The organism is Sphingobacterium sp. UBA7038 (assembly GCF_002494055.1).
Classification (GTDB): domain Bacteria; phylum Bacteroidota; class Bacteroidia; order Sphingobacteriales; family Sphingobacteriaceae; genus Sphingobacterium; species Sphingobacterium multivorum.
Window position 1 is genome coordinate 80,074 of record NZ_DLAV01000019.1, and the last position, 25,110, is coordinate 105,183.

The 25,110-nt window shown below is 36.8% G+C and carries 25 protein-coding genes; 4 read left to right on the plus strand and 21 right to left on the minus strand.

Annotation, left to right across the window (positions count from 1 at the left end; genetic code table 11):
- Positions 1 to 28: 28 nt before the first annotated feature.
- Positions 29 to 730: a PRC-barrel domain-containing protein gene (locus B3H30_RS12955; protein WP_286834266.1), complete on the plus strand. Its 702-nt coding sequence runs from the start codon at positions 29 to 31 to the stop codon at positions 728 to 730.
- 278 nt (positions 731 to 1,008) lie between these two features.
- On the opposite strand, the gene B3H30_RS12960 is transcribed toward B3H30_RS12955, so the two are convergent.
- Positions 1,009 to 1,434, minus strand: coding sequence for a WxcM-like domain-containing protein (locus B3H30_RS12960; protein ID WP_286834267.1), 426 nt, complete (start codon positions 1,432 to 1,434; stop codon positions 1,009 to 1,011).
- Positions 1,435 to 1,439: 5 nt separating this feature from the next.
- Positions 1,440 to 3,353: a polysaccharide biosynthesis protein gene (locus tag B3H30_RS12965; protein WP_286834268.1), complete on the minus strand. Its 1,914-nt coding sequence runs from the start codon at positions 3,351 to 3,353 to the stop codon at positions 1,440 to 1,442.
- Between the two features lie 387 nt (positions 3,354 to 3,740).
- On the opposite strand from B3H30_RS12965, the gene B3H30_RS24870 reads away from it, so the two are divergent.
- Both B3H30_RS24870 and B3H30_RS12970 read left to right on the plus strand, forming a co-directional pair.
- Positions 3,741 to 3,923 carry a DUF4372 domain-containing protein gene (locus B3H30_RS24870; RefSeq protein ID WP_414712761.1) on the plus strand — a complete coding sequence of 61 codons (183 nt, stop codon included), beginning with the start codon at positions 3,741 to 3,743 and terminating at the stop codon, positions 3,921 to 3,923.
- A gap of 223 nt (positions 3,924 to 4,146) precedes the next feature.
- Positions 4,147 to 4,623 carry a transposase gene (locus B3H30_RS12970; RefSeq protein WP_286834271.1) on the plus strand — a complete coding sequence of 159 codons (477 nt, stop codon included), beginning with the start codon at positions 4,147 to 4,149 and terminating at the stop codon, positions 4,621 to 4,623.
- A gap of 342 nt (positions 4,624 to 4,965) precedes the next feature.
- On the opposite strand, the gene B3H30_RS12975 is transcribed toward B3H30_RS12970, so the two are convergent.
- Positions 4,966 to 5,943, minus strand: a complete 978-nt coding sequence (locus B3H30_RS12975) for an MraY family glycosyltransferase (protein WP_286882768.1) — start codon at positions 5,941 to 5,943, stop codon at positions 4,966 to 4,968.
- 70 nt (positions 5,944 to 6,013) lie between these two features.
- Here B3H30_RS12975 and B3H30_RS12980 point away from each other — a divergent pair, with 70 nt between their 5' ends.
- Complete coding sequence (locus tag B3H30_RS12980) at positions 6,014 to 7,828, plus strand: DUF4838 domain-containing protein (protein ID WP_286834274.1); 1,815 nt, start codon at positions 6,014 to 6,016, stop codon at positions 7,826 to 7,828.
- A 21-nt stretch (positions 7,829 to 7,849) separates the two neighbouring features.
- On the opposite strand, the gene B3H30_RS12985 is transcribed toward B3H30_RS12980, so the two are convergent.
- From B3H30_RS12985 to B3H30_RS13070, 18 genes are all read right to left on the minus strand, one after another.
- On the minus strand, positions 7,850 to 8,743 hold the full coding sequence (locus B3H30_RS12985) for an NAD-dependent epimerase/dehydratase family protein (protein ID WP_286834277.1): 894 nt from the start codon (positions 8,741 to 8,743) through the stop codon (positions 7,850 to 7,852).
- Position 8,744: 1 nt separating this feature from the next.
- The gene (locus B3H30_RS12990) at positions 8,745 to 9,686 is read right to left on the minus strand and encodes a hypothetical protein (RefSeq protein WP_286834279.1); all 942 of its coding nucleotides are present in this window, start codon (positions 9,684 to 9,686) and stop codon (positions 8,745 to 8,747) included.
- Between the two features lie 98 nt (positions 9,687 to 9,784).
- A complete protein-coding gene (locus B3H30_RS12995; RefSeq protein ID WP_286834282.1) occupies positions 9,785 to 10,918 on the minus strand; it encodes an NAD-dependent epimerase/dehydratase family protein in 1,134 nt (377 codons plus the stop codon).
- Positions 10,919 to 10,943: 25 nt separating this feature from the next.
- A complete protein-coding gene (locus B3H30_RS13000) occupies positions 10,944 to 11,537 on the minus strand; it encodes an acetyltransferase (protein ID WP_286834285.1) in 594 nt (197 codons plus the stop codon).
- Complete coding sequence (locus B3H30_RS13005; protein ID WP_286834288.1) at positions 11,538 to 12,326, minus strand: glycosyltransferase family 2 protein; 789 nt, start codon at positions 12,324 to 12,326, stop codon at positions 11,538 to 11,540.
- 12 nt (positions 12,327 to 12,338) lie between these two features.
- Positions 12,339 to 13,409 carry a glycosyltransferase gene (locus B3H30_RS13010; protein WP_286834291.1) on the minus strand — a complete coding sequence of 357 codons (1,071 nt, stop codon included), beginning with the start codon at positions 13,407 to 13,409 and terminating at the stop codon, positions 12,339 to 12,341.
- Between the two features lie 2 nt (positions 13,410 to 13,411).
- Positions 13,412 to 14,461, minus strand: coding sequence for a glycosyltransferase family 4 protein (locus tag B3H30_RS13015; protein WP_286834294.1), 1,050 nt, complete (start codon positions 14,459 to 14,461; stop codon positions 13,412 to 13,414).
- Positions 14,449 to 15,327, minus strand: a complete 879-nt coding sequence (locus B3H30_RS13020) for a glycosyltransferase family 2 protein (RefSeq protein WP_286834297.1) — start codon at positions 15,325 to 15,327, stop codon at positions 14,449 to 14,451. Before B3H30_RS13020 ends, B3H30_RS13015 begins: the two co-directional genes overlap by 13 nt.
- A gap of 3 nt (positions 15,328 to 15,330) precedes the next feature.
- The gene (locus B3H30_RS13025) at positions 15,331 to 16,545 is read right to left on the minus strand and encodes an EpsG family protein (protein WP_286834299.1); all 1,215 of its coding nucleotides are present in this window, start codon (positions 16,543 to 16,545) and stop codon (positions 15,331 to 15,333) included.
- Between the two features lies 1 nt (position 16,546).
- Positions 16,547 to 18,106: a lipopolysaccharide biosynthesis protein gene (locus tag B3H30_RS13030; RefSeq protein ID WP_286834301.1), complete on the minus strand. Its 1,560-nt coding sequence runs from the start codon at positions 18,104 to 18,106 to the stop codon at positions 16,547 to 16,549.
- A gap of 13 nt (positions 18,107 to 18,119) precedes the next feature.
- Positions 18,120 to 18,980: a glucose-1-phosphate thymidylyltransferase RfbA gene (gene rfbA / locus B3H30_RS13035; protein ID WP_286834303.1), complete on the minus strand. Its 861-nt coding sequence runs from the start codon at positions 18,978 to 18,980 to the stop codon at positions 18,120 to 18,122.
- Positions 18,981 to 18,993: 13 nt separating this feature from the next.
- The gene (rfbD, locus tag B3H30_RS13040; protein ID WP_286834304.1) at positions 18,994 to 19,842 is read right to left on the minus strand and encodes a dTDP-4-dehydrorhamnose reductase; all 849 of its coding nucleotides are present in this window, start codon (positions 19,840 to 19,842) and stop codon (positions 18,994 to 18,996) included.
- Positions 19,839 to 20,387, minus strand: coding sequence for a dTDP-4-dehydrorhamnose 3,5-epimerase (gene rfbC / locus B3H30_RS13045; RefSeq protein ID WP_286834306.1), 549 nt, complete (start codon positions 20,385 to 20,387; stop codon positions 19,839 to 19,841). Before rfbC ends, rfbD begins: the two co-directional genes overlap by 4 nt.
- An 8-nt stretch (positions 20,388 to 20,395) precedes the next feature.
- Positions 20,396 to 21,445 (minus strand): dTDP-glucose 4,6-dehydratase, encoded by a 1,050-nt coding sequence (gene rfbB / locus B3H30_RS13050; RefSeq protein ID WP_286834308.1) that lies wholly within the window; start codon positions 21,443 to 21,445, stop codon positions 20,396 to 20,398.
- A 15-nt stretch (positions 21,446 to 21,460) separates the two neighbouring features.
- Complete coding sequence (locus B3H30_RS13055; protein WP_286834311.1) at positions 21,461 to 21,979, minus strand: ArsR family transcriptional regulator; 519 nt, start codon at positions 21,977 to 21,979, stop codon at positions 21,461 to 21,463.
- A 75-nt stretch (positions 21,980 to 22,054) separates the two neighbouring features.
- On the minus strand, positions 22,055 to 23,182 hold the full coding sequence (locus tag B3H30_RS13060) for a DUF5050 domain-containing protein (RefSeq protein WP_286834314.1): 1,128 nt from the start codon (positions 23,180 to 23,182) through the stop codon (positions 22,055 to 22,057).
- A gap of 30 nt (positions 23,183 to 23,212) precedes the next feature.
- Complete coding sequence (locus B3H30_RS13065; RefSeq protein WP_286834317.1) at positions 23,213 to 24,046, minus strand: cyanophycinase; 834 nt, start codon at positions 24,044 to 24,046, stop codon at positions 23,213 to 23,215.
- A 10-nt stretch (positions 24,047 to 24,056) separates the two neighbouring features.
- Positions 24,057 to 25,106 (minus strand): isoaspartyl peptidase/L-asparaginase family protein, encoded by a 1,050-nt coding sequence (locus B3H30_RS13070; RefSeq protein WP_286834319.1) that lies wholly within the window; start codon positions 25,104 to 25,106, stop codon positions 24,057 to 24,059.
- Positions 25,107 to 25,110 lie beyond the last annotated feature (4 nt).

Here is a 25,110-nt window from a genome sequence, read left to right on the forward strand (position 1 = left end):
AAAGTTTTGAACTCAAAAATTTAAAGACATGGCATTAGAAGAAAAAAAATACAACCATTTGATCGAATTAGGAGGAAGCGATTATGAAATCGTTGATGGTGAACCAGATATTAGAGGCTGGAAAGTAAAAAATCAGGCCGGACAATCGCTAGGTGAGGTAGATGACCTCCTTTTTGACCCTCGAAGCCAACAAGTGCGCTATATTATTGTTGACCTGAAAGATGCAGATTTACCTATTGAAGACGACAAAAAGATATTGGTGCCCATTGGCGTAGCTGCACTTTATGACGGGAAGCGTATACAGGCGAGTAATGATGAGCCGGGTACCGTGGAGCCCATCGACCGCAGCGGCATACTAACGGTAGATGAAATCGATCCCGTGGAACCAGCTACAGACTATCGCTATAATCCGGCCGATGATGGTGAAGTCGTGGTGGTACCGGTCACTGCCGACCGTCTGACCAGACTACCGGCATACCGTGAAAATTACCTGGACCCGGATACTGAATTATCCATTCGCCATATTTATGAGGGGACAGGTGATGTCGGATTTACGGTAGGATCTGGTGTATATGACCAGGATTTTTATCAACATCCACATTTTAATGAAGATACATTTTATAGCCCGGGATCAAAGGCAGATGAATTTGCTGCGGAGCGCGAGCGTGCCCGACGTATACGTGCGAGATACGATAGAAATTTAGATGGTGATCCCAATGATTTAATCTAAAGAATTTATCAGGTTAAGATCTTACCATTCCAAAGGTTTTCATTCTTTACAGTTTGAAAACCTTTTTTTTCCGATAGATATAGGTGTTTAATTACGTTGGCAATTGGCGATCTTGTTGTGCATGAGTAGTGCATAAAAAGAAAAAATAACACAATAGGAAAGTAAAAAAGTACTTATGCTTAACTGAATTATTGTAGTGCATACAACAAACTTCAGCAACAAATATGGAAAGATTTAGGAATTACTTTCCAGTCAAAGAAAGAAGATTAAATATCCATTTATTGCTTTCTATTTTTAAAGTAATCCAAGGGATACGTGTGATCATCGTTTGCCGCATGTTCAATTCCATAGTCGGAATATACGAGCAATTCACTATCAGGTTCCATTGCTTTGAAAGCAGTACCGTAGCCTGTAGGGACGTGTAACACACGCAAATTGCTAGCAGGCAAAATCATATTATCGACAGGAAGATCTGGTGAGGCTACTTCCCAATTGTCAATTTTCACCAAATCTACGGAAAATGATCCAGAGAGTACATAAAACCAGCGTTGTTCGATCTTATGAGCGCGCCAACCTCTTACCAACTCTGTATCTAGATTCTTGATGATATAAAAGCGCTTAACAAGACTCATGTCAAAATCATTGACAAATCTTATTTGTCCTCTATGGTCTTTGGCGACTCCCCCTTGTATTATATTCATCATATTTTTCATTTATCTAATGTCTGAAATACAGAATTCTGCGATCGATATTCGGGCACAATTAGCTTTATCAATCTTACAAGTTCCATTTTATCTGCACTAGGATTTGCATCTTCTACATATTGACATAGAAATTCAACTCTACTTTTCTGCATATCTAAGTCAGCGGTATTTACTTTGGCAATCATAATCTTTTCATGATACGTCTTCTCGGTATTTTCTCCATTTGCCAAAAGTTCCTCAAATATTTTTTCTCCAGGTCGTAACCCCACCACCTTAATATCAATATCCTCTGGATAATTATATCCTTTTAGGCGGATCATCTGCTTGGCAAGTTCCATAATTTTAACAGGTTCGCCCATATCAAATACAAATATCTCCCCTCCTTTACCCATCACTGCTGCTTCCTGCACCAATTGGCAGGCTTCGGGGATGGTCATAAAATACCGCGTAATATTGGGGTCTGTAATGGTCAACGGACCTCCATGGAGCATCTGTCTTTCAAAAAGTGGGATAACTGATCCATTTGAACCTAAAACATTTCCAAACCGTGTGACGATAAAATTAGTTTTAGAATATTTATTAACTGTTGATACGGCTATCTCTGCCACACGTTTTGTGGCTCCCATTACATTCGTTGGGTTGACAGCCTTATCGGTGGAAACCATTACGAATTTAGAAACTTCATACTTATCTGCCAATTTGGCTAAAGCATACGATCCGCACACATTGGTCAATATGGATTCATACGGATTGGCCTCCATGAGCGGCACATGCTTATAAGCTGCTGCATGAAAAACATAAGTACGCAAAAATGTTTGAAAAACAGTTTCCATAAAAGGCTGATTCCGGATATCCCCAACAATAAAGCTAAAACGGGCGAAATTCACATTGGAGCTAAGTTCCTGCTGAATTTCGTAAAGTGCAGATTCTGCCTGGTCTACAACAATAAGTTTCAACAGATCGGTATGTGCCAATTGCCGAACAAGTTCGCTGCCTATAGAACCCGCGCCACCAGTTACCAATACAATTTGGTCTTTCATTTCCGATGCAATTGTCGGATTATCGAGATCAATCGCTTTACGCCCAAGCAAATCTTCGATTCGGAGACTTCGTATCTGCCTCGTGGCGACTTCTCCAGCAAGTAATTTAGCCGTGTCAGGAATTATCTTTACAATAAGTGGAATTGGTTCTGCCAGTTTAAATATCATATTCAGGCGCTCGGGAGCCCTATTATCTATAGCTACGATAAGTTCAGCTGCATTTCCGTGCCGTTGAACAAATGCTTCATTCAATTCACTGATATCGTGGATCTTGAAACCTTGGATACGGTTACCAATACGATGTGGATTATCATCCATGATAGCTACGATCCGATATTTGTTGCGTGATGTTGTATGGATAAAATGAAAGGCTGTATTACCCATATTTCCTGCACCAAACAAGATAACGGGAATACGGTTGTCTTCATTACCCCACATCAGTTCGTGATATAGCGCACGGTAAAGCACGCGGCTAAAGGTCATACTGAAACCAGCAATCAAGGCATGAAAAAGCAATTGTGTATCTGAAAAAGGAAAGATTGTTTTTAAAAAGTCAGGCTGCGACCATTCTAATATTTTAGAGACGAATACCGTAGAAAAATAAGACAGTACAATAGCCATCACAATGCGCTGCAGCTCACGTATACCTGTTTTATGAACCACGCCCCTAAATGTGTCCAACGTACAGAACCAAATTAGGTATATTGCAGACACCAACATACATTGCTGTTGCGTTGCATTGATATTAATACCACCTCTATGCTTAAAAATCAGCACATAGCTCGCAAAGAAGGCAATAGCGACTATGAGCATATCCAACACTAAAATGATCCAACGTGGCTTGTTAATCGACAAGCCCTTTTTCCATACATTACCCATGTAGACTATTATAAAATATTATGGTCTTCTCTTACAAAACACAATATGAATCCATTTCGTAGACCGGTTTCAAAAATACTGAATAAAACGAAAAGTTTTTCCGTTATATAACAAAAATTCTAATTCAATACCCTCCCACCGTAATCTTGTCCGCCTGTAATGTGTACACTATATACTAATGGACTGAAATTTTCAACTTACTAATTGATCAACACCTTGCGTAAACCGACCTTTTAAAATTTCGTTTCTCACACTTATCGACCATACTGCATTTCCATCGGAGTATTTTAAAATTGAAATCACTTGCGTTCTAAACGTTAAAAAAGCGGCGATGTTTTGATATAGCAAAGTTGCTATATTTAAATCGCTAAATTTTCTTACACCGCCATGGTAAATTTAAACGTTTTTATTCAGATTTTATCGTTTATCGACCGCGAATTATTCAAGGATTTGGTGGCTAAACATAATAGTGATAAACATAGTAAAGGGATCAATAGTTGGACGCATCTTGAGAGCATGATATTCTGCCATTTTTCCTCGGCAGATTCAGTTCGGGATATCAGTATATGATACTCGCTATTTGCTGGACAACTTTTTACTAAACTAAGATATAATTATGATACATTTTTAATTTCCTGATAGAACTTATCATCAGTCCAATTAGACAGTGGCTTTTGTCAAAAAGATATTTTTGAACATTTGGAACAAAAATCGCTAAAATATATTGTTGCTGCAAAGTTTACCCACCCTGAACAACATTTAATCGACTAGCAAGATCCCTGGTTGATGGTGGATGAGGGAATTGATATCTGCGACAAGCGCTATCACCTGGGACAAGCAACCTAGACTGGTAAGCGTCCGACAGAAGATAGCCAATAGACCCAATGCACCTGGCAGGAATTTAAGTTTATTTCCTGAGGATGAAATCCACAGAAATTATCGCTATTCTGCATACTTTACCAATAATGAATTTGCTGCAACTGATGTATGGCGGATGTATAGCCAACGTAGGGATGCAGAAAACAGAATCAAAGAATTGAAGGCTGATTTTGGAGCAGAGAGCTTTAACCTGAACGGATTTTATACAACAGAAGCTGCCTTAATATTCTCCATGATAGCCTATGATCTAATGTCGCTATTCAGAATATTCGTCTTGCAGGAAAAAACGCAAAAAACACTATCAACACTACGTTACAGAACTTTTGCTATTGGAGCTTACTTTGAAAAGGTAGGTGATACACTCAAACTCAAAATTGCACTAACCAAATAAACCTAGAAAATGATTCCGAGGACTTTGGGATTGCCCTATAGATCTTCAAATGAAAAGATCTACTGCGTAATCTGGGTTAAAGTAGATCCAAAAGAAGGCCAGATATGATTGGAATCTTTCCAATCTTGTGGCATTCATCAGAATGAATATCTTCGTGAAAATAAACATCTGGAAATGGATAGATGATCCATTTGTCAGGCCTTCGGTCAAAGAAAAAAATGGTTAGCTGAACATCTTCACGGAATGAAAAGTAGGGCTCAAAATTCAAATGAGCAAAAAACTATCGTTGTAATCACAGAAAACGACTCCTAAAATTTATTTAGGACACATATGATACGTACATTATTTATGTAATGCATAATTCCTTAATAGATAGCCGATCAATATAAAATAAATTCCGCTTAAGCTGGTCAACAAAATTATAGCGAATGTGACCTGTATATTGATTGCTTTTTCTGAACACCAGATCACTCCATAGCCAATAACAATTTGAATAATCGCATACAAAAACGACACCCATAATTTATTGAAACCAGCTTCATTGACCAAATACTGATAGAGGTGCGAACGATGCGCGGCAAAAATATTTTCTCCCCGCAATAAACGTCGAACAATGGTCCAAACTGCATCAATTCCATAGACCACTAAAAACAGCATATACATCAAACTACCAGTCTTTATTATTAACGCACCTAAAGCAAATAAAAGAATATAAGCGATTGCGACGGAGCCAACGTCACCGGCGAAACATTTTGCAGTTATCCTAAAGTTAAAAAAGGCGAATACTACAACACCCAACATAGGGAATATTAGAAATTCATCTTCTACAAAATGCACTTTTTTGTTAATTAATAGCAACAATCCGCCCACTGCGATACTATAACAAGCTGTTATTCCATTTATCCCATCCATAAAATTGTATGCATTAATAACGCCAACAACAACAATAAAGGCGGCAAGTAAAAAATACCAGGGCATTGAAAAGATATTCAACTGGTAAGCCATTAATAATACTGAACAAAAATGAAATAACAATCTTATTTTGTTGGACAACGTAAATACATCGTCCAAGAAAGAAATCGCAACCATTAAAGATAACCCTAAAAAGAACCATGGATACTGAAATCCTGACCATATAAAATAGGTCACTGACCCAAAATAAAATATGATCCCACCACCCCTTAGGGTAACATTTGAATGAGAAGATCTCTCATTTGGTTTGTCTATGATATTAAATCGATCCGCCAATCGAAAATATAGCAATTCAAGAACAAATAGTAAAATAGCAACAGTAAAATACATCATAAAAAAATCTACCATACAAATATAGCACTTATGTAATACTTTTATTCAAAGATAATCTGTATATTTCAAATAAAAATTTGCTAAAATGGATATCGCAAAATTTGGATGGTCTGATTACCAAATTGTAATCAGTGATCAAAAAAACAAATATGAGTTGGAAGCAGCAGAACTATTGAAAACTTCTTTATTTAGAATTACTGGCGCTTTTATCCCCATTGTTAGCAATAATGAAAAATCGAAAAATCATGAATTGATTATTGGATCAAAAACAATCAGAAATTTCGAAAATGAGGTAGTAGCAAAAGACTCGTTTGTCATCTTTCGGGAAAATGAGAAAATCTTTATTGCCGGCAAATCCCGGGCGAATGTTTTAGGGGTAGCTTATTTTATTCAAAAATATTTAGGTGTAATTATGACTGTGGAGAATGACATATCGTATATTACACAAAATATACTTTTAATCAACAACATTAAAAACGAGTTACAAAAACCTGATTTTGAATACAGACTAGTCTACTCTAGTTTATCTTTCTCAAGAGATTATAGCAACCATAACCTTGCAAGCCTATTTGGGAATGACTCACAAACAAACTATAAAACATTTGAAGACACAGGAAACCCATCACACAGTATATTACCGCTTTTGGGACACGACAAATATTTTAAAAGCAATTCTGAATTTTATGCACTTATCGCCGGAAAAAGAAAATATGGGGAAAATATTATGCCCTGTTTATCCAATAATAATGTCTTTGACATTATTGTGGCAAACTTAAGAAAAAGAATTGCAGATGAGCCGAACTTTAAAATTTGGGATGTCAGCCAACCAGATGGAATTCTAGATTCTTCAGGTTATTGCTCCTGTAATCTATGTAAGCCGAAACATGACAGAGGTAACGGCCTATCGGAAACCCTATTCCCTTTTGTAAATAAGATTGCCTTAAAATTTCCAGATAAGATTATACGTACGCTAGCTTATAATATTACCTCCAAGCCGCATACAGCAAAAACAATTATTTCATCTTCGCAAGAGATTCCAGGAGGAAGGTGTGTATCCAATGTTGAGGTGATGTACACATTGACGAATAACAACAAAATCAGAGCAGTTAGAACGGCAAACGATGAAAGTTCTATCTTATTAAGAAGGGAATTAGATCTTTGGACCAAATCAACGAAAAGGTTATTTATATGGGATTATGGTGTCAATTATTCGTATATATTGTTTCCTTTCCCTACCCTTCATGTCGCTAAAGATAATCTAGCATATTTCAAAAGCAAAGGTACAGCCTCAATGTTCATGGAATTAACGGCAGTTGAGTGGTGCTCCATGAAAGAGTTAAAAACGTTTGTTTATTCTTCATTATTCTGGGATCACAATCAGGATCTGGATAAATTAATCTCAAGGTTTTGCGCGGATTTTTATGGCGCTGGTGCGATGGAAATGAAACAATATATCGATTTACTACATGAAAATGCTATGAAAGCTGATGACCACAAATGGGAAGTAATGTCTTCGACAGGATCAATGATCGAACATGCGAATCCCCAATCCAATATGGAGAATTCGAAAGTTTTTAGTATAAAACACCTCGAAGCTTATTATAAATTGATCCACGCTGCATTATCAAAAACAAGAAGAACGAAATATTATTTTCGGATCAAGCGGGAACTATTATGTTTAAAATTTGTTGAAATTGAAACGGCAACAAAGTACGCTAACAAGAAAAACTCAGTTTATTCTGAGCAGTTTGTAGGCTACTTCAAGAGAAACAAAAAAAACATACTGGACATCCTTAACGAATTCCAGGCACTATGTAAGGAGCTTGAAATTGACGTCGTCAGTGAATGGGGACGAACTGTAAAAGACTATATTAGGGATGTAAAAGAAGGACTGATCTGATCTTTTGAACAATCAGATCATCTACCCAAATGATCTGATTGTTTTATATAAACCTTCTTTCGCGGTTGTTGGTAATTTTCTGATTCCTAAGACTGACTTAGCTTTTACATTCGATAACAATAAAGTACCCGTCATTTTCTTTAATCTTTTTGTATTTAGCGGAATTGGTATTCGATCACCCAGACCTGCAATAAATCTCACCAAAAAGCGAGGTATTGATAAATTCAGAATTCTCTTACCAGTTACTTCTTTCATGATAGCGATAATTTCCGAAGTGGAGACATACTCATCATCAGCGATATGATAAACCCCGGAATCGATTGAATGTCTACGCTCAATAAACGCTTTTATAAAGAAAATAAAGTTATCAATACCTATAAATGACCTGCTATTGTTAAATGAAGATAGTGGATAAGGAATTCCTCTAGATATCAAACGATATAACAATCTCAAACTTCCTTTATCTCCAACACCATGAACCATAGGCGGACGAACGATAATGATTTTCTTTCCCTCATTTAGCTCTTGCTCCAATAACCATTGCTCAGCAATCAACTTAGATTTTCCATACCAAGATAATGGATTACAAGAATCAGTCTCCACCAACGGAGAAACTGATTCATACTCTTCTACCGCAGCAATTGAGCTCACGTGAATCAACACACTTGCTTTTGAATTATTAAATGCTGTAAAAATTTGCTTTGTCAACTCAAAATTTACATAAAAATAATCTTCCTCTGTAGCGTCACCTTTATGATCATGAGCTTTCCCAACCAGATTGACAATAACCTCTGCACTTCCCAATCTTTCTTGCAAATCATCATTTCTTAATGAAACGCCAAAGGATCCCTCAATATTTTCCAACAGGTTCTGGCCAATAAAACCAGAGCTGCCAAGTATGGCAATATCTTTCATACTACGTTAATATATCATTCCAATAGTTTACATTTCTTATACCAAAGACTTCTTCCACCCACCCCTGCAATGACATGCTCTTTAATAACTCCGGGTCAATAGCTTTAAACTCACTTCTAAAAAAATCTAGTTGAAAATCAACATGATCTCGATCAATGATATAAATATTTTGCGGATCGAAAAATGGATATTTTTTTATATCGGGATTGGTTGTAATAAGCTTTCTGCCGCTACCAAGGGTTTCGAAAGTCCTCATAGTCAACCCATTTTGACCTGGATGATTAATATCCAATATCACTTTCGAAGATCTATAAATGTCAATAATTTGATTATGCGAGAGACTTTGAAACGAAATCTTATTAAAGTCAAAATTCCTAAAGTTCTTATCTACCAACTTTTTAAACTTAAATAAGGTTTTACTAGGCGAATAATAGAAAGTAAACATTTTAAGAAAATTATTCTGACACCAGGATCGTGCTGTCTCAGCAATTAAATAACGATCAGAATGCGCTGTACCAATAAAGGCAAGATCATACAAAATCGCATCTTTTTGTTTGTAGAGCGCACTGTAGTCTTCTGCGTAAAATAACGGTCTGAAACCAATATTATACTTTTTGGAGTCTTCACTGTCAAAAGTATATTTATAATCAAAGTTTGGCAATATTGCAAGTCCATTCGAATTATTTTTGAAAGAATCGTATGTATAAAATATAAGTTTTATATCAGGATTATTTTTTCTCAAAAAATCAATAAAAAACTGCGGTGTCGCTTCACCTTTAATCAGCAAAAAATAATGATATCGATTAGACTTTATTTTTTCGATTACTCCTTTAAAATAGGAATTGATCTTTTGGGCATAAACCTCCTTTTTTATACGAATAATGGCTTTGCTAAAAAAGGAATTTGATGGGCGTTCATCAAATAAATCAACAATGCCCCCCATTTCCTCAAGTTGTTTCTTAATCAGACATTCGTAATTAAAAAACTTTACCGAGACCAGCAATACTCTTTTATTGACAAGAACACACTCTGCCATAGCTTTTACTTATACAATCCCTTGACTTTCATTTCATCGATCGAACGCTGATACTGGTCTTCCTGGACCTGTTGCGTATTCACCCATGATGTAAACTGTTTGAGGCCTTGTTTAAAAGACACTTTTGGTTCAAATTCCAGCATGCTTTTAATCTTAATGAGATCGGCAAAATTATGTCGAATATCTCCCAACCTGTAATTTCCTGAAACTGTTACTGGCACTTCAACACCATAGTTCTGTTTTAATTCATTCGCAACGGTAAGTACATCAGTAGGCACTCCTGTACCCACATTGAACACTTGATTATTCGCAGCTTCTTTTTCCAAACCCAATATTGTGGCATCGACAACATCATCAATAAACACAAAATCACGTGTTTCCTTGCCATCCTCAAATATATTAATTCCATTTCCGTTTTTTATTTGAGTAGAAAAAATAGAAAGAATACCAGTATATGGATTTTTTAAAGATTGGCCGGGGCCATAAACATTTTGATAGCGAAATGCCACTGCCGCAATACCAATAGTTGGGCAAACGGTGAGAACCATCTGCTCCTGATTTTGCTTGGAAATACCATATACCGAAGATGGGTGTATTTTTGAATTTTCGTCCGTTCCCACTAACGCCAATGCTGAAGAGCCAGGGTACTTCACTTCAAAGTCGCCTTTGTCCATGTCTTCGGTGGTACGTGGTGTCGGATATACATCTCCAAACTCTGGGCTTATATACTTTCCCTCCCCATATATAGACCGTGAGGATGCGACAACAACTTTTTTAATATTGTGATCTGAATTCACCAATAAATCAAGCATTATTGCAGTTCCACCAATATTAACGTCAATATATTTTTTCACTTCATACATTGACTGCCCGGTACCAGTTTCAGCAGCATAATGGACAATAGCATCTTGTCCCTCCAGAGCCAGCTTCCAGTCGTCTTGATTAGTAACAGAGCCATGAATAAATTTCACCTTATCTTTGATACTCAAATAAAGAGGTGAGGTTTCAGTAGGATTATCTCCATGTATCTGAGGTGACAGATTATCTAAAACTGTGATGTTATAACCTTTATCAATGAGTTTTAATGCTAGGTTAGAACCGATAAAACCAGCGCCACCTGTGATAAGTATATTTTTCATATGTAATTAGTAATATTAAATTTATTTAAATTCTTTCCCACCTCTGAGTATCAAAATTATATTTCTTAATTGGTTTTGCAGGGCTCCCTACAGCTATCACATTTGAAGGCAAACTCCTTGAAACCACAGAATTAGCGCCAACAATAGTACCTTGTCCAATCGTGACACCCGGTAATACCGAAACAAATTCACCTAACCAAACATTATCCTCAATAACTACTGATTTAGCAAAAAGCTTTCTCTCATGAGGTATTGACTGTGGAGATGAATCAAATTCATCTCCTGAATAACTACCATGTGAACAGTCAGAAATATAAACCTTGCTAGCCACTAAAACATTTTTACCTATTTTCACAGTATTCATTGCAGTTATATGAACATAGTCATTCATTTGAAAATTTTCACCGAAAAATAAAGATTTACTATCGGTCTCAGGATAAGCTTCAATTCGACATCCAACACCAGTGGTAAAGCCTCTTTCAACAGTAATAAATTTACGCCCCCGCACATCAATTGGGAAACGAATGATCCGAGCATGTTTAAAAACAAAAAATGTTCTTATTTTGCAATAAATTAGAGAAAGCAATTGTAAAACAGAGTACCTTTTTAGAAAATCCATTTATCTCATTTTAACGATTAAAATTCTTCGTAAGTATTTTAAAAGTGAAAAACAAATTGTAAAAATATAAAGAATAGGATTAATCCAGCCCTGCTTATATGCAAATTTAAGATTTTTTAATTCCCCTTTTTCCATTTCCTTTAAATTGGCACTTAATCCACTTTCACCAAATCCAGCTTTTCCATCTCCGAAAATAATAACATTTTCATTTAAAAAAAAACAATTAAATGCATTGGCAACTCTCATGAAATAATTACCTTCCTCTGCGTATCTTTGCGTTTCATCAAAGAAACCAATCCTATCTAACACCTCTTTTTTAAATATAATAGTGGAAGGTTGGAAATAATTCTTAAACAATAGATCTTTGAATTTGATTTTAACCAACTCACCCACTTTCTTATTTTTGAAACCAAACCCATGAAATGAGCCTCCTAAAAAATCAATCGAATGATCAGAATTAATTATATTAATTTGTTTTATAAGTTTATCTTCAAGCCATGCATCATCCGAATCTAATAAAGCTATATAATCACCTGAAATATTTCTTAATCCAGTATTCCTAGCTTTAGATACTCCTCCATTTGGCTGGGAGATCAACTTTAAATCCACCTGAGGATATGCTTGCTTAAAAGCTATTACTTCATTCTCCGAATTGTCTTGAGACCCATCATTAACTACAATTATTTCTACATTTCCTTGATATGTTTGCTGTACAACAGATTGTAAAGCCCGCACTATTGTATCCTCCGAGTTATACATCGGAATGACTACTGAAACATCTATTGACATCGATTGAAAATATTACTTTATATCTATATTTTTAAACTTATCTTTTAAAGCAGATTCAATTGCTTCATTACTGTAATAATTAACGAAGATACCCCTAGAATAATCATTTAATGGAAAAATCCTACTCTTCTCTAGCCGTTGCAACGTTTTCAGAAAGTTATCCTTATTACATTCGATCATTGCACGATCGTCCCTCACATATCCCTCAAAAGCCTCCTTTGTACCAACAATAGTCTTGCCATACATCAAAGCCTCTGCCGTTTTAGTTTTCATTCCTCCACCTGAAAATATCGGTGCGATCACCAACGAAGCATTATAGTAATATGTAGACAAGTCTTCCATAAAACCATATATTTCTAGCCGCTCATGATGATATTTCTCTTTATAAGCGTCCATCCCCTTTCCAATTATAATTAATTTGCCTTCAACATTGGGTAATATATTTTCTATAAACCACTCTATACCGTCCAAATTACCAAAAAATGCCGTTCCCACAAAAAGATAAATGGGCTGTTCCAATGCATGGGTCAATGCCCTAGATTGCTCAAATTGATCACGGTATCCAGCTGGTAATATTAAATCGTATCTTTTTTGATAAATAGATTCTAAAACATGGCCATCTCTTTCATTTAAAACAATGTTAATATCGGAATATCTTACAGCTCTACTTTCATTAAAAGAAGCCCATATATAGAAGGGATAATGCCTCAAACCTGAAGTTTTTAAAAATTCTTTAGCATAATGTTTTTCTATATTATGATAAAAACAAATAATAACAATATCCCTTTTGACCTTCCGCTTTATTGCCTTCGCAAGCCGCCCCACCAACGACTGGCTAATAAAAACAAACTGGATTGAAGTATCACTGACCAATAGTTTTAATACCTGCCGTTCAATCGTTGAATCAAGTCCGCCTATATAGAACTTCAATTTATCACTGACTGAATTCCCCCTTTTTAATGGCGTAAGAATAAATTGGTCTCCAAAAATATTCTTCAAGATATCGATATTCCGCTTGTTTACTGAATCTGATCCACAATCAATTCTTGCAATATCTTCACCCACATAAAGCAACTTTGGCATATTTATACTATTATTTTGTTCAATTTATTTATATAACAATCCAAACCATAGCTATTTTTATAATAATCGTGAAGAAAAGTACTTCTATCTTTGTAAGTCTCAATCATAGTTTTTATTTGTTGCAAGATATTTTCAAAATCAATTATGTCTACTCCAGGATCATTATTATTCTTAAGTTCACCAACAGCTCCAACATTATTGCCTAATACCGGGATTCCTGCTGACAGTGCTTCTAATGTTACCATCTCAAACCCTTCATAATGGGAAGGGAAAAAGAATATATCTCCAGAATTATAAAAGGTATTAATATTTTCATGATTTAAACCGACACAAATCAAGGTTTTCTGTAAGCCGTCGAACAAGTCTGCATTATTTGAATTATTACAAGCTATTGAAAACTTAAAGTTTTCAGTTTTCTCAACCAACCTCGCCAATTCCAAAAGTTTTTGAAGCCCCTTTCCTTCGTCAAGTCTTCCACAATATAACACATTGATATAAGTATTCCCTTTTTTTTCGTTTAGAGGTAAAAAAGTGGTGTCATCTACTCCATTATGTACAACAAAAAATTGCCTTTCGGCCTTTGTATAGTATTGCTTCACTTCGTCGATAGCATTCTGGGATACCGCAAGTATCTTGTCTGCATTTTTTACAGCGATACGCTCCAATTGAAAAAGAATGCGATGAGACCAGCTTATTCTAGTCTTAGTTTTTAAACAGTATCCTTTCAATGTACCATGAATAAAGAGATAGTCGTTTTTGAAAAAAGGAGCATTAAAGCCATGAGCAATTTTCACATCCCCTTTATTTCTATTATTCCTTATAAATAATGATGCAAAAAAAGTAAATGCTATGACGTGAAGCTTTCCAAAAATACCCATAAATATTTTTGCATATTTGGTTTTTTCAATCAAATTTTTGTCAACAACAATAACGTCGTAACCCTTGTCTGTCATTATCTTATTAAGATAAAAACAAACTTTCTCAACGCCCCCTGAGTTGGACAACCCATTGTAGGATACCAAAAAACATTTTTTTCCGTTTATCTTTTCCATAATGATTTTGAAATATTGTTTATTGCACCCACAATCAAAAAAAAGACAAATTGCAGCTCCACAATAAGCTTCGGTTTTCTGATCTGGTATTTATTCTGAATCTGCTTCCAATTCTTCGTTAAAAACCTATGGTTGTTTTTAATTGTCGATTTATACCAAGCTAATCTACCTGAAGCATGTGAGCCTCCGGAGGAAACATTTCGAGGTAAATTAATTTGTACGGCGTCAGAGTTGAACATAATTTTCGCATCCAAAAAAGAGCAACGTACAAAAAAGTCTGTTTCCTCTCTATAACCGTTACCTAAATATCTAGGATCAAACATGACACTTCTTGCTAATGATGTGTTTACCAAAGCCGAAGCATGCACAAAAGGAACCTCCTGCGGATTTTCTACTGAATATATAAAATTTGCCTCCAATCGCTCTAAATCGCATAGTTTTTTACCCCTTGGTAGATTATTATCATATTTTTTGACCACATCACGGAATTCCAGATTTTCATCCTCTTGATCCATATACAAAGCTTTAGCACCACAGATATCAGCCCGATTCTTTAAACAAGTCTGATAAAGGATTGGTATACAATTATCGTATAAAATACTATCGTCATCGCCAAAATATATCCAAGGCGTATCAACCATTTTGATCCCAACATTTTTTGCAAAGGCCTGCTTGGAATTTTCACTCAACCGAACATACTCTAATTCAGGTATTTGAGTCATCATATCCTTAACTACCGAAGCTGTATCATCAGTAGAACAATCATCTACCAATATTACCTTACTTACACCTTCTTGTAAATATGTTGGAATGGTGCGTTTCAATAAATGTGCTCTGTTATAAGAGGGAATAATTACTGTTATCATAAGCTATCTTATCATTTCTGCTGGGAAATCCGTATCAAAAATACCTATCACCGAATTCATATATTGACTGTCTTTAAAAATCCGATACTCAAAATTTCCGGAAAGTAACGTTTTAACGTTATAAAAGGAGAATAACAGGAATATCATCATCAAAAGAAAGCTATTTACCTTATTTTTTAGCAATATCGTTTGATTATTCTGGATTACGAAAAACAGTATTACCAAAAGTATCCCTAAAAAATAGAAATGTCGAGTAGATATCGTTGAATTAAATAAAAAGAGAAAGGCATAAGAGAGCGACATTAAACTCAAGATATACAAATATTTATCTGCACTCTTTACTTGCCTTAAAATATAGACTAAAAAAATTTGTACTACCAAACAGATCAACAACATGGTCTTATCAATTCCTAATATCTCTTCTCCAAGAAGATATTCTTTCATCTTCAATGTCAGAGGAAGCACGGGCAACAATACGAGTAAAATCACACCAAAAAAAGGAGAAATAGTAAGAATCATACGATCTTTGTTTTTAAGCCAAATGAAGAGAAAAAAAACAAGAATATAAAAGAGAATACTCCAATGACTTAGTGCTGCAAGTACAAAAAATTGCCATGAACTTTTATTTATTGCTTTTCTGGAAATCGCAACAAAAAACAGCACCATCGCCAAATACTGACGCAACACATTTGTATAATTTGGGAAACTGATCAATAAAAAGAAACCTAGAAACCAAAATAACAAGGAAAAATTTCCAAGCCCCAGTTCTCTACTTCCTGTATTCATCGAATAAATCCTAAAATTTAAAGCCGCATAGAGAATGAGCCCACCATTTAGAAATGATAAAATAAAACTGAACATCCGTGGATCAGTCGGAAAAACCCGAGCGATACCATACTGCAAAATATGAAAGAAAGGATCCCCGGCATCAAGAATAAACAACCAAGATTCATTCAAAGTAGTATTGGCAAACAAGTTATAGTACATATAATATCGCAAGATATCGTAATTGCCCTGTGTTGTCGTCGTAAACTGCGTGAATGCAACAACAGAAAACACAAAAACAACGAAAAGGAAATACGATATGGGGACTCGTTTAAATAAAAGACTAGCGCAGATAAATAAAAGTATCCCTCCAAAAAAAGATCCAAATAAACTTGTTAGAAAAATAAATAGCAACAAAACGTTTGCAGCTTTCAAACTATTTTTTTTCAACATATCACGTGTTTTTTTGCATTATTGATAAAACTATATTTTTGACTCTAACTATTACTTTACGAAAATCACTGCTGATACTGGCAAATACAAATATACTGACTAAGAGATAAGCAATCGATAATAATAGTGCATTTTTGACCCATTGAAAATAGTTAACATTGTCAAAATAAGGTAGAAAGAAATATAACAAGCGGCTAAAACAAAAAGATAGCACAATGCAAAAAACATATATAAAGATCTTTTTCAAATAAATTGCAAAACTTTCTCTTATTCCAAATTTAAAAAGAAAATATGGCTTCCAACACATCATTAATAAAAATTGACTTATCAATATTCCAGCCAAAATCCCCGTAAGACCAAATTTAAAACCCAAAAATGTTGATAATCCAAGATTTAAGAACATTTCCAGTATTTGGGCCCAAACATCCTGAAACAGACCATAGGCATAAATAAATCCATCTGTCACCCGGACTACTAAAATGAACAAATAGGCAACTAATAAATATAAGTCTATCATTGGCAACACATATTTTTCCCCCACCCATAACGCTATAAAACCTTGCGTCTGAAATATCATGACAAAACAGATCACTGAAACTATCCAATATTTTAAAACCGCAAATTCTCCAAAAAAAGCTAAAATTTTACCTTTATTATTTTCAGCTACCAAATTTCCGATTCCAGCCTGTGCTCCCGAAAACATAGCATTGATAAACAACAAAATACCATTTACAATTAACATATAATTACCATAAATAGCAACTGTAGTCAAAGACAAAATACTAAAAATAATAATCGGCGTGGTCTGATTTAAAATGAACTGTGAAAGTTGATGGAAGATCAATTGCTTTGTCTTAGCGATAATATGTGGGTACTTTTCTCTCAAGGAACTCCCCTCTGCAACTTGGATCTTTAACCAAGGATAGGTCTTAAAGACAATCCTATGTAAAAAATAGGCTGTTAGAACAGAAAAAATCAATTCCAATGTCAGCCATAATATATAACCATTCTGAAAATAGTAAACCGCTATAATCTGTAGTATAATCTTGAGAATTCTTGCACCTTGGGTGATACTATTAACTTTGTATTCCCGCTGGTCAGCAACCAAAAGAATTTGCGTATAATTTACTAGATAACTGAAAATAACTCCTGCCAAAGAGATCAGAAAAGTTGCATAAATAATTCCCAACGAAACAGACGTATTACGGAATATAAAGGGAATAGCTAGGAGCAAAAACAATGCTACAACAAGAACAACTCGGGCTACTTTTCGATAAAGCCAGCCCTGTATGGACATGATATTGTTTATTTCATTTTCATTACGATCCAGCAACGGTTTATATAAGCTAAAAGAAACCGCTGCTGCAACCCCCAATTCCGCTAAATTTAAAAAACTTAAAATATTTGCTATTGTCGTATTTAGACCAAGTAATTCTGCCCCTAATTTATCTAAAAAAACCTTTCTGGAAAAAAACTGCAAGAAAAGATAAAGAAAATAAAACAAGATCGCATATCTTGCATTTTTCAGACTCTTAGATGTTCTAGAAGCTTCGCCTTTCATAAACTGCCTAGAATTATTTTTTAATTTTCAATAAATACTCTCCATACCCACTCTTGCGCAAAGGTTCCGCAATCTTCTGCAATTGCTGCTGATCAATATATCCCATGCGATAAGCCACCTCTTCAATCGCCCCAATTTTCATGCCTTGACGCTCCTCAATGACATGCACAAACTGCCCTGCCTGCATCAACGAATTGATTGTACCCGTATCCAGCCAAGCTGTCCCTCGATTAAAAACACCAACTTTTAACTTTCCTCTTTTTAAATACTCTTCATTGATATCTGTTATTTCCAACTCGCCGCGTAAAGAAGGTTTGATATTTTTTGCAATTTCCACAACATCATTGTCATAGAAGTACAATCCTGGCACCGCATAATTGGATTTAGGCTCTTTCGGTTTTTCTTCTATAGAAACAACTTTATTATCCTGATCAAACTCAACCACACCATACCGTTCAGGATCGGAAACCTGATAGGCAAAAACAACGCCGCCATCGGGATCTGATGAGTCTTGCAATAACTTAGACATCCCCGAAGAATAAAAGATATTGTCTCCTAAAATAAGGGCTACTTTGTCATCTCCGATAAACTCTTCACCCAAAATAAAAGCTTGTGCCAAACCATCTGGACTGGGTTGCTCTTTATACGAAAACTTACAGCCTATTTGCGATCCATCACCCAACAATTTTTGAAAATTCGGCAAATCCTGTGGCGTGGAAATAATTAAGATCTCGTTGATTCCTGCCAACATTAATGTCGACAATGGATAATAGATCATGGGTTTGTCGTACACGGGCATCAACTGTTTAGACACGGCTAAAGTCAATGGATGTAAACGTGTACCGGATCCTCCGGCTAATATAATTCCTTTCATAATGTACTAACTATTATAATTTTTGCAACATTATTTTCAAACTGTCTTTCCAAGAAGGAACAGAAATGCTGAACGTATTTTTAATTTTTGATTTATCCAATAAGGAATAATGAGGTCTTCGCGCAGGTGTAGGATATTGTGTCGTCGGAATTGGGTTGATTTTACAAGATAAACTTTCCAAGTCCCGAATTGCAACAGCAAAGTCATACCATGAAATCTCTCCTTCGTTGCTAAAATGATAGATACCACCTTCCCATACACCTGAGTCAATAATAGCCAAGATAGCATCGGCTAAATCTTTTGCATAAGTAGGCGACCCAATCTGATCATTGATAACAGAAATCTCTTCGCGCTCGCCCATTAAACGCAACATGGTTTTCACAAAATTATTGCCATAGGTCGAATATACCCAAGATGTGCGAATAATAATACCCTCTGGAAGCCATTTTTGAATAGCTTGCTCTCCCTTTAGCTTGGTGAGCCCATAAACATTAACTGGATCAACTGGCGCATCTTCAGCCAGTGCGACAGCTGAGTTCCCATCAAAAACATAGTCTGTCGAAATAGCTATCAATTTTGAGCCATGAATACGACAATATTGTGCGATCTCCTCACTAGCCAGATGATTAATCCGATCGGCCAACTCAGGCTCTGATTCAGCCTTATCGACAGCTGTATAGGCTGCGGCATGAATAATAATATCGGGTTGATATTGTGCCAAGATATCCTGTATAATAAGCGTTTGCTCTAAAGGCAGTTGCTTACGATCCAAGAAAAAACAGTCTCTACTCGTCTGTCCGGCTAGAAGATCTCGCAGTTCTGATCCAAGCTGACCATTGGCCCCTGTAACAACGATTCTCATAGACTAAAAACCTCTTTAAAAGTGGGGGCTGATTGATCTTTCTCTGATAGAATCATTTCACCAACTGAAATCTGCCAATCTACAGCCAAATCCGTATCCAAAGGATGTACTCCGCACTCGGACTCTTTATGATAAAAATTGTCACATTTATAAAAGAACGTCGCCGTCTCGCTTAACACCACAAAACCATGCAAAAATCCACGTGGAACAAATAACTGTAAGTTATTGTCCGACGATAAGTTAACGGCCACATATTGACCAAAAGTATCCGAATTAGATCTTACATCCACCGCAACATCAATCACTTCTCCTTGCAGCACTCGTACCAATTTCGCCTGAGCATGTTCACCTGCCTGTGCATGTAGCCCTCGCAAAACACCACGTGTTGAATAGGACTGATTATCCTGCACAAAATGGGTATTTGTACCCGTCAGCTCATTGAAAGTTTTCTCATTAAAACTTTCCATAAAATACCCTCTTGAATCGCCATATTTGGCCGGTTCCAAAATAAAACAGCCTTTTAATTTTGTTTCTGTTACTTTCATCGGATAGATTAATTATATTGATTTGCGTAATAATTTTGGTAGTCGCCTGAAGTAACGCGATCTAGCCATTCCTGATTATTTAAAAACCAATCGATGGTGATGGAAAGCCCCTGCTCAAAGGTTACTGAGGGCTGATAACCCAATTCCTGGTTAATCTTGCTGGCATCAATGGCATAGCGTAAATCGTGGCCTGGTCGATCTTTCACAAAGGTAATAAGCTCAGCAGCAGTCCCGACTGGGCGCCCCAATTTTTCATCAACTTGCTTACATAGTTCCCTGACCAAATCTATATTTTGCCATTCGTTAAATCCACCTACATTATAGGAGCCGCCGTTTTGACCATTATGGTAGACCAAATCGATCGCTTTGGCATGATCAATAACAAACAGCCAATCACGCGTATATTTCCCATCACCATAAATAGGCAAAGGTTTATTGTTTAAAATATTATGAATACACAAGGGGATCAATTTCTCTGGAAAATGATTTGGTCCATAGTTATTCGAACAATTGGTTAACACGATTGGTAGACCATAGGTATCGTGATAGGCACGTACAAAATGGTCGGAAGAAGCTTTCGAAGCAGAATAAGGCGAATGTGGATCGTATTTGGTCTCTTCCGTAAATAATCCTGTTGCACCTAGTGCGCCGAAGACTTCATCGGTAGAAACATGATGAAAACGTTTCCCTTCATAATTATCCTTCCAGATCTCTTTCACTGCATTTAATAAATTAACCGTGCCAATCACATTCGTCATCACAAAGGCGGTCGGATCGGAAATCGAACGATCGACATGAGATTCTGCAGCCAAATGAATAATGCCATCAGGCTGGTACTGACGGAAAATATCAAAAATCAGACTGGCATCGGTAATATCGGCTTTTATAAACTGATAATTGGGTTTAGCTTCGATATCCGTTAAATTTTCTAAATTCCCGGCATAGGTCAAGGCGTCCAGATTGATGATATGATATTCAGGATACTTGTTAACAAACTCACGTACCACATGGGAACCTATAAATCCGGCTCCGCCGGTAATGATAATTGTTTTATTCATACAGCTTAAAATCTTTTAATTTATTAAATCGTTATTCAAATAAAGTTTAATCTTTTGTTCGTCGTAAGTTTTATTAAAATAGATACACACCTTTTTACTGAGATGTTTTTCAATTCTCTCCGCTAACAGCAATAAGTATGCCTCATTTATATGATCACCTAAAATAAGTACCTCAATAGTTCCACTGTCAATGCCTTTGGCATAGTCGCCTAGTAGACTTACCTCTCGGATATGACCTGCCTGATCCAATACTTGTTCAACCAATTGATCAATCCCTAAAAACGTATGAATAAGATGCTGAAGCGGCTTGAACAGCGAATGCGCTGTATTGGCACTATAAATGATCTTATTCTTCTCAGTTTTACGTTCAAGATAACCTGCTTCTGAAAGTTGATTAAGCTCCTTTCGAATGGCATTGGTCGATTCCTGAAACTCTTCCGCTAAACCTCGTAGATGTGCGCTGTTTGTTGCCGACACAAAAAATTTGATCAGCAACTTCAATCGTGTCTTAGAAGTAATAAGCGTTTCTAACATTGGATAGCTTTATTGAGCAACAAAAGTACTCATATAGATAGGGATTAACAAATCCTGATGTTAAATTATTATTATTTATTTAATAAACATACCACGGGGATTATTAACACCCGAAAGTACCATTTCAATTTCTGTACCATCCAAATTCGCCCGTTTAATAAGACCATTGTTTGTTTCAGACCAATAGACTTTTTTAGCATGTGTATCAACAGCTACACCAGATCCTCCTCTGTTACCCGAGAATGCAGCCACCTTAAATTTGCCTGACCCATCCAAATTAGCACGCATGAGCCCACCCGAGTTTCGGTCGTCATAATAGATCTTCTCGTTTTCTTCATCGATATACATGCCATAACCATAGGCTCCAGGAATAAATATAGCCGAGCCAGTGCCGTCGGCTTTCGCTACATGCATATTTTCAGCATTGACATCGTAATAGTAAATGAGCTTGGTCTTGGTATTGAATCCCACTGCACGCATTGCTCCACTCGTAACTTTAATAAATTCCTTTTCGTAATTGCTACCATCCAAATTCGCCCTCGAGATATTATTCCCATCAGCGATATACATTTTATTGTCCGCCAGATTGAGGGCAACTCCATAAGGTGAGCCCAAACCGGTCAACAACAATTCGGACTTTGTTCCGTCGGTGTTCATGCGATAGATCTTCCCAGAATTGCTGGTCTGAAAGTCACAATAATATATCTTTTCGTTGACAGCATCATATGCCATACCATGCCCTTGCTTCCCATCCAAACTTACGACAGTCTCTGCGGCAGAGCCCGGAACCAAGGATAGCCTGCGGAGCAATTTGCTTCCATATTCTATAAAAAATAGTTCTTTGTCGGTATCGATAATGGCATTGGGATCGATAATAGTAACATCAACCGCATAATTACCTGTTCCGCCAGGTCCGATTGCCTTCAATTTGATCGTGTATACACCCGGTTGTGTGTAGATCTTTGAAGGACGCTGCTCCGTCGAACTTGTACCATCTCCAAAATCCCAATTGTAGACTTCTGCATGCTCAGATTTGTTGCTAAATGTAATGGCTTCATTAATATTTAATGCTGTCCCATTGAGGGTAAAATAGCTTCTTACAGTAGGTGAAAGTTCATCGAAATTGTACTTATCGCTTTTACAACCGATCATTGCCAGCAACAGGATCAATAGAATCGGTAATGTTCGTTTTAATAAATTCATTTTTTATTTCTAGGGTCGTTTAGTTTACAACTATCTTATATTAAATGTCTGACCTGGACCAAGTAATGCTATTTTAGCCTTCTTAAATTCGACTTTTTCGCTGGAAAAAACCTTTATCTTTTGGGGATCCGAAACCACAACAACCTGACTATCACCTACTACACGAGCGATATTATTATGAATCACCAGCGCTGTCGATTCGTCGATTCCAATTAACATTTTCTTAGGATGATCGCTCAATACACTCAACAGCCTATTGTATCGACTGCGAATAATAAAATGCTGATCAATAATCGAATTTCTTAAAAATCCCATCCCTTCAGCCGTAACGACTGTATTCCTTTTTACCGATTTCAAATTACTTCCCTCTCTTTCTCCCCGCTGCTCACCTGTAATCATTACCGCCGACATCACCGCCGCACCGGCGCTTGTACCTGAAATCGTGGCTCCTCCGGAATAGGCTTGATGCATCGCCTCATATAATCTTGAGCCTCTGACAATATCCATAAATTTATTCTGGTCACCTCCGGTGATATAAATCAACTTCGCAAACTTAACAGAGTCTATCCAGGATTGATGCTGATTGGCCTGCTCTTTGGTAAAATCGAAACTGACAACAGGATTGCTACAGTGCTGCGAAAGTTGCTTTCGCACGAAGGCAAAGGACTCTTCGGGCACACTGGTCGCCATTGGTAATACAACAATGTAATCTGTTGGTTGCAAATTTGACGCTTGAACCAATTCGTTCATAAGTGCCTCCGAACGGTCTCCACCACCTATGATAAAGAGTTTACCGGCAGATTGACAGAAAGCCATCATTGTTGCCAGGACCAAAGTGGTCAATAAAATATATTTTTTCATCATCCTGCGCTTGTTATTTATATATATGAACGGAAATTTTCCCATGCTCGTCCACCGTACCTCGATACATTCCTGAGGTATTGAACTCCATCGCTACATTCCCTAATTTATCTAAACTGATGATACCGCCATCACCACCCATTTTTCCGATTTCATCAATGACCTGCTTCACGGCCTGCTCTACTGACATCTTTTTTAACTCAATCAAAGATGACACCCGGTGGGCCGCGACTTCCCGGATATAAAATTCTCCCCAACCCGTGCAGGAGATTCCCGCAGTCTGATTGTTGCAATACGTACCCCCGCCGATAATAGGCGAATCACCCACTCGTCCATAACGTTTATTGGTCATCCCTCCAGTTGAAGTCCCCGCAGCGAGATTACCCATTTTGTCCAAAGCAACCGCGCCGACAGTTCCAAATTTTTTATCCAGCTCGGAGATACCGGCGATACGGTTCGCTCGGATCTCGGACTCGGTATAGGCCGCACGCCCGGTTTCCTCTTCACGTTTGGTTCGCTGTAGCTGATCCCAGCGCTCCTGCGTAAAAAAATAGGCTGCTGATGCGGTGTCACACCCGTTTTCCATGGCGAATAATTCAGCGCCACGGCCTATCATCATCACGTGTGCTGACTTTTCCATTACCGCACGGGCCGCATTGATCGGATTTTTGATCGTCGTCACACCCGCCACAGCACCTGCTTTCAAGGTTTTTCCATCCATAATGGATGCATCCAACTCATTTTTGCCATCATGTGTAAAAACAGCACCTCTCCCCGCGTTGAATAAAGGACAATCTTCCAATACATTGATTGCTGCCTCGACGGCATCCAAAGATGTTTTACCTGCCTTTATCTGCTCATATCCCTTTTGCAAAGCCGCTGTGAGTGCTAACGTATAAGCCTCCTCTTTCTCGGGTGTCATAAATTTCTTCTCTATCGTACCGGCTCCGCCATGAATGACCAGCATATATTTGGTCGAATCCTGTACATCCTTATGACTGTTGCACGACGAAAGCAACAGGACATTCACCGATAAAATGATAATTTTAAATAATTTTTTCATTTTT

What these genes read in the sequence shown, in the direction of transcription:
- B3H30_RS12980 (WP_286834274.1), top strand. Translation starts at nt 6,014, where the DNA reads ATGGATATCGCAAAATTTGGATGGTCTGATTACCAAATTGTAATCAGT.
- B3H30_RS12975 (WP_286882768.1), bottom strand. Translation starts at nt 5,943, where the DNA reads ATGGTAGATTTTTTTATGATGTATTTTACTGTTGCTATTTTACTATTT.
- B3H30_RS13030 (WP_286834301.1), bottom strand. Translation starts at nt 18,106, where the DNA reads ATGAAAGGCGAAGCTTCTAGAACATCTAAGAGTCTGAAAAATGCAAGA.
- B3H30_RS24870 (WP_414712761.1), top strand. Translation starts at nt 3,741, where the DNA reads ATGGTAAATTTAAACGTTTTTATTCAGATTTTATCGTTTATCGACCGC.
- B3H30_RS13055 (WP_286834311.1), bottom strand. Translation starts at nt 21,979, where the DNA reads ATGTTAGAAACGCTTATTACTTCTAAGACACGATTGAAGTTGCTGATC.
- B3H30_RS13025 (WP_286834299.1), bottom strand. Translation starts at nt 16,545, where the DNA reads ATGTTGAAAAAAAATAGTTTGAAAGCTGCAAACGTTTTGTTGCTATTT.
- B3H30_RS13060 (WP_286834314.1), bottom strand. Translation starts at nt 23,182, where the DNA reads ATGAATTTATTAAAACGAACATTACCGATTCTATTGATCCTGTTGCTG.
- B3H30_RS13015 (WP_286834294.1), bottom strand. Translation starts at nt 14,461, where the DNA reads ATGGAAAAGATAAACGGAAAAAAATGTTTTTTGGTATCCTACAATGGG.
- rfbD (WP_286834304.1), bottom strand. Translation starts at nt 19,842, where the DNA reads ATGAGAATCGTTGTTACAGGGGCCAATGGTCAGCTTGGATCAGAACTG.
- B3H30_RS12965 (WP_286834268.1), bottom strand. Translation starts at nt 3,353, where the DNA reads ATGGGTAATGTATGGAAAAAGGGCTTGTCGATTAACAAGCCACGTTGG.
- B3H30_RS13070 (WP_286834319.1), bottom strand. Translation starts at nt 25,106, where the DNA reads ATGAAAAAATTATTTAAAATTATCATTTTATCGGTGAATGTCCTGTTG.
- B3H30_RS12955 (WP_286834266.1), top strand. Translation starts at nt 29, where the DNA reads ATGGCATTAGAAGAAAAAAAATACAACCATTTGATCGAATTAGGAGGA.
- rfbC (WP_286834306.1), bottom strand. Translation starts at nt 20,387, where the DNA reads ATGAAAGTAACAGAAACAAAATTAAAAGGCTGTTTTATTTTGGAACCG.
- B3H30_RS13020 (WP_286834297.1), bottom strand. Translation starts at nt 15,327, where the DNA reads ATGATAACAGTAATTATTCCCTCTTATAACAGAGCACATTTATTGAAA.
- rfbB (WP_286834308.1), bottom strand. Translation starts at nt 21,445, where the DNA reads ATGAATAAAACAATTATCATTACCGGCGGAGCCGGATTTATAGGTTCC.
- rfbA (WP_286834303.1), bottom strand. Translation starts at nt 18,980, where the DNA reads ATGAAAGGAATTATATTAGCCGGAGGATCCGGTACACGTTTACATCCA.
- B3H30_RS13010 (WP_286834291.1), bottom strand. Translation starts at nt 13,409, where the DNA reads ATGCCAAAGTTGCTTTATGTGGGTGAAGATATTGCAAGAATTGATTGT.
- B3H30_RS13065 (WP_286834317.1), bottom strand. Translation starts at nt 24,046, where the DNA reads ATGATGAAAAAATATATTTTATTGACCACTTTGGTCCTGGCAACAATG.
- B3H30_RS12970 (WP_286834271.1), top strand. Translation starts at nt 4,147, where the DNA reads ATGAGGGAATTGATATCTGCGACAAGCGCTATCACCTGGGACAAGCAA.
- B3H30_RS12985 (WP_286834277.1), bottom strand. Translation starts at nt 8,743, where the DNA reads ATGAAAGATATTGCCATACTTGGCAGCTCTGGTTTTATTGGCCAGAAC.
- B3H30_RS12995 (WP_286834282.1), bottom strand. Translation starts at nt 10,918, where the DNA reads ATGAAAAATATACTTATCACAGGTGGCGCTGGTTTTATCGGTTCTAAC.
- B3H30_RS13000 (WP_286834285.1), bottom strand. Translation starts at nt 11,537, where the DNA reads ATGGATTTTCTAAAAAGGTACTCTGTTTTACAATTGCTTTCTCTAATT.
- B3H30_RS12960 (WP_286834267.1), bottom strand. Translation starts at nt 1,434, where the DNA reads ATGATGAATATAATACAAGGGGGAGTCGCCAAAGACCATAGAGGACAA.
- B3H30_RS13005 (WP_286834288.1), bottom strand. Translation starts at nt 12,326, where the DNA reads ATGTCAATAGATGTTTCAGTAGTCATTCCGATGTATAACTCGGAGGAT.
- B3H30_RS12990 (WP_286834279.1), bottom strand. Translation starts at nt 9,686, where the DNA reads ATGGGGGGCATTGTTGATTTATTTGATGAACGCCCATCAAATTCCTTT.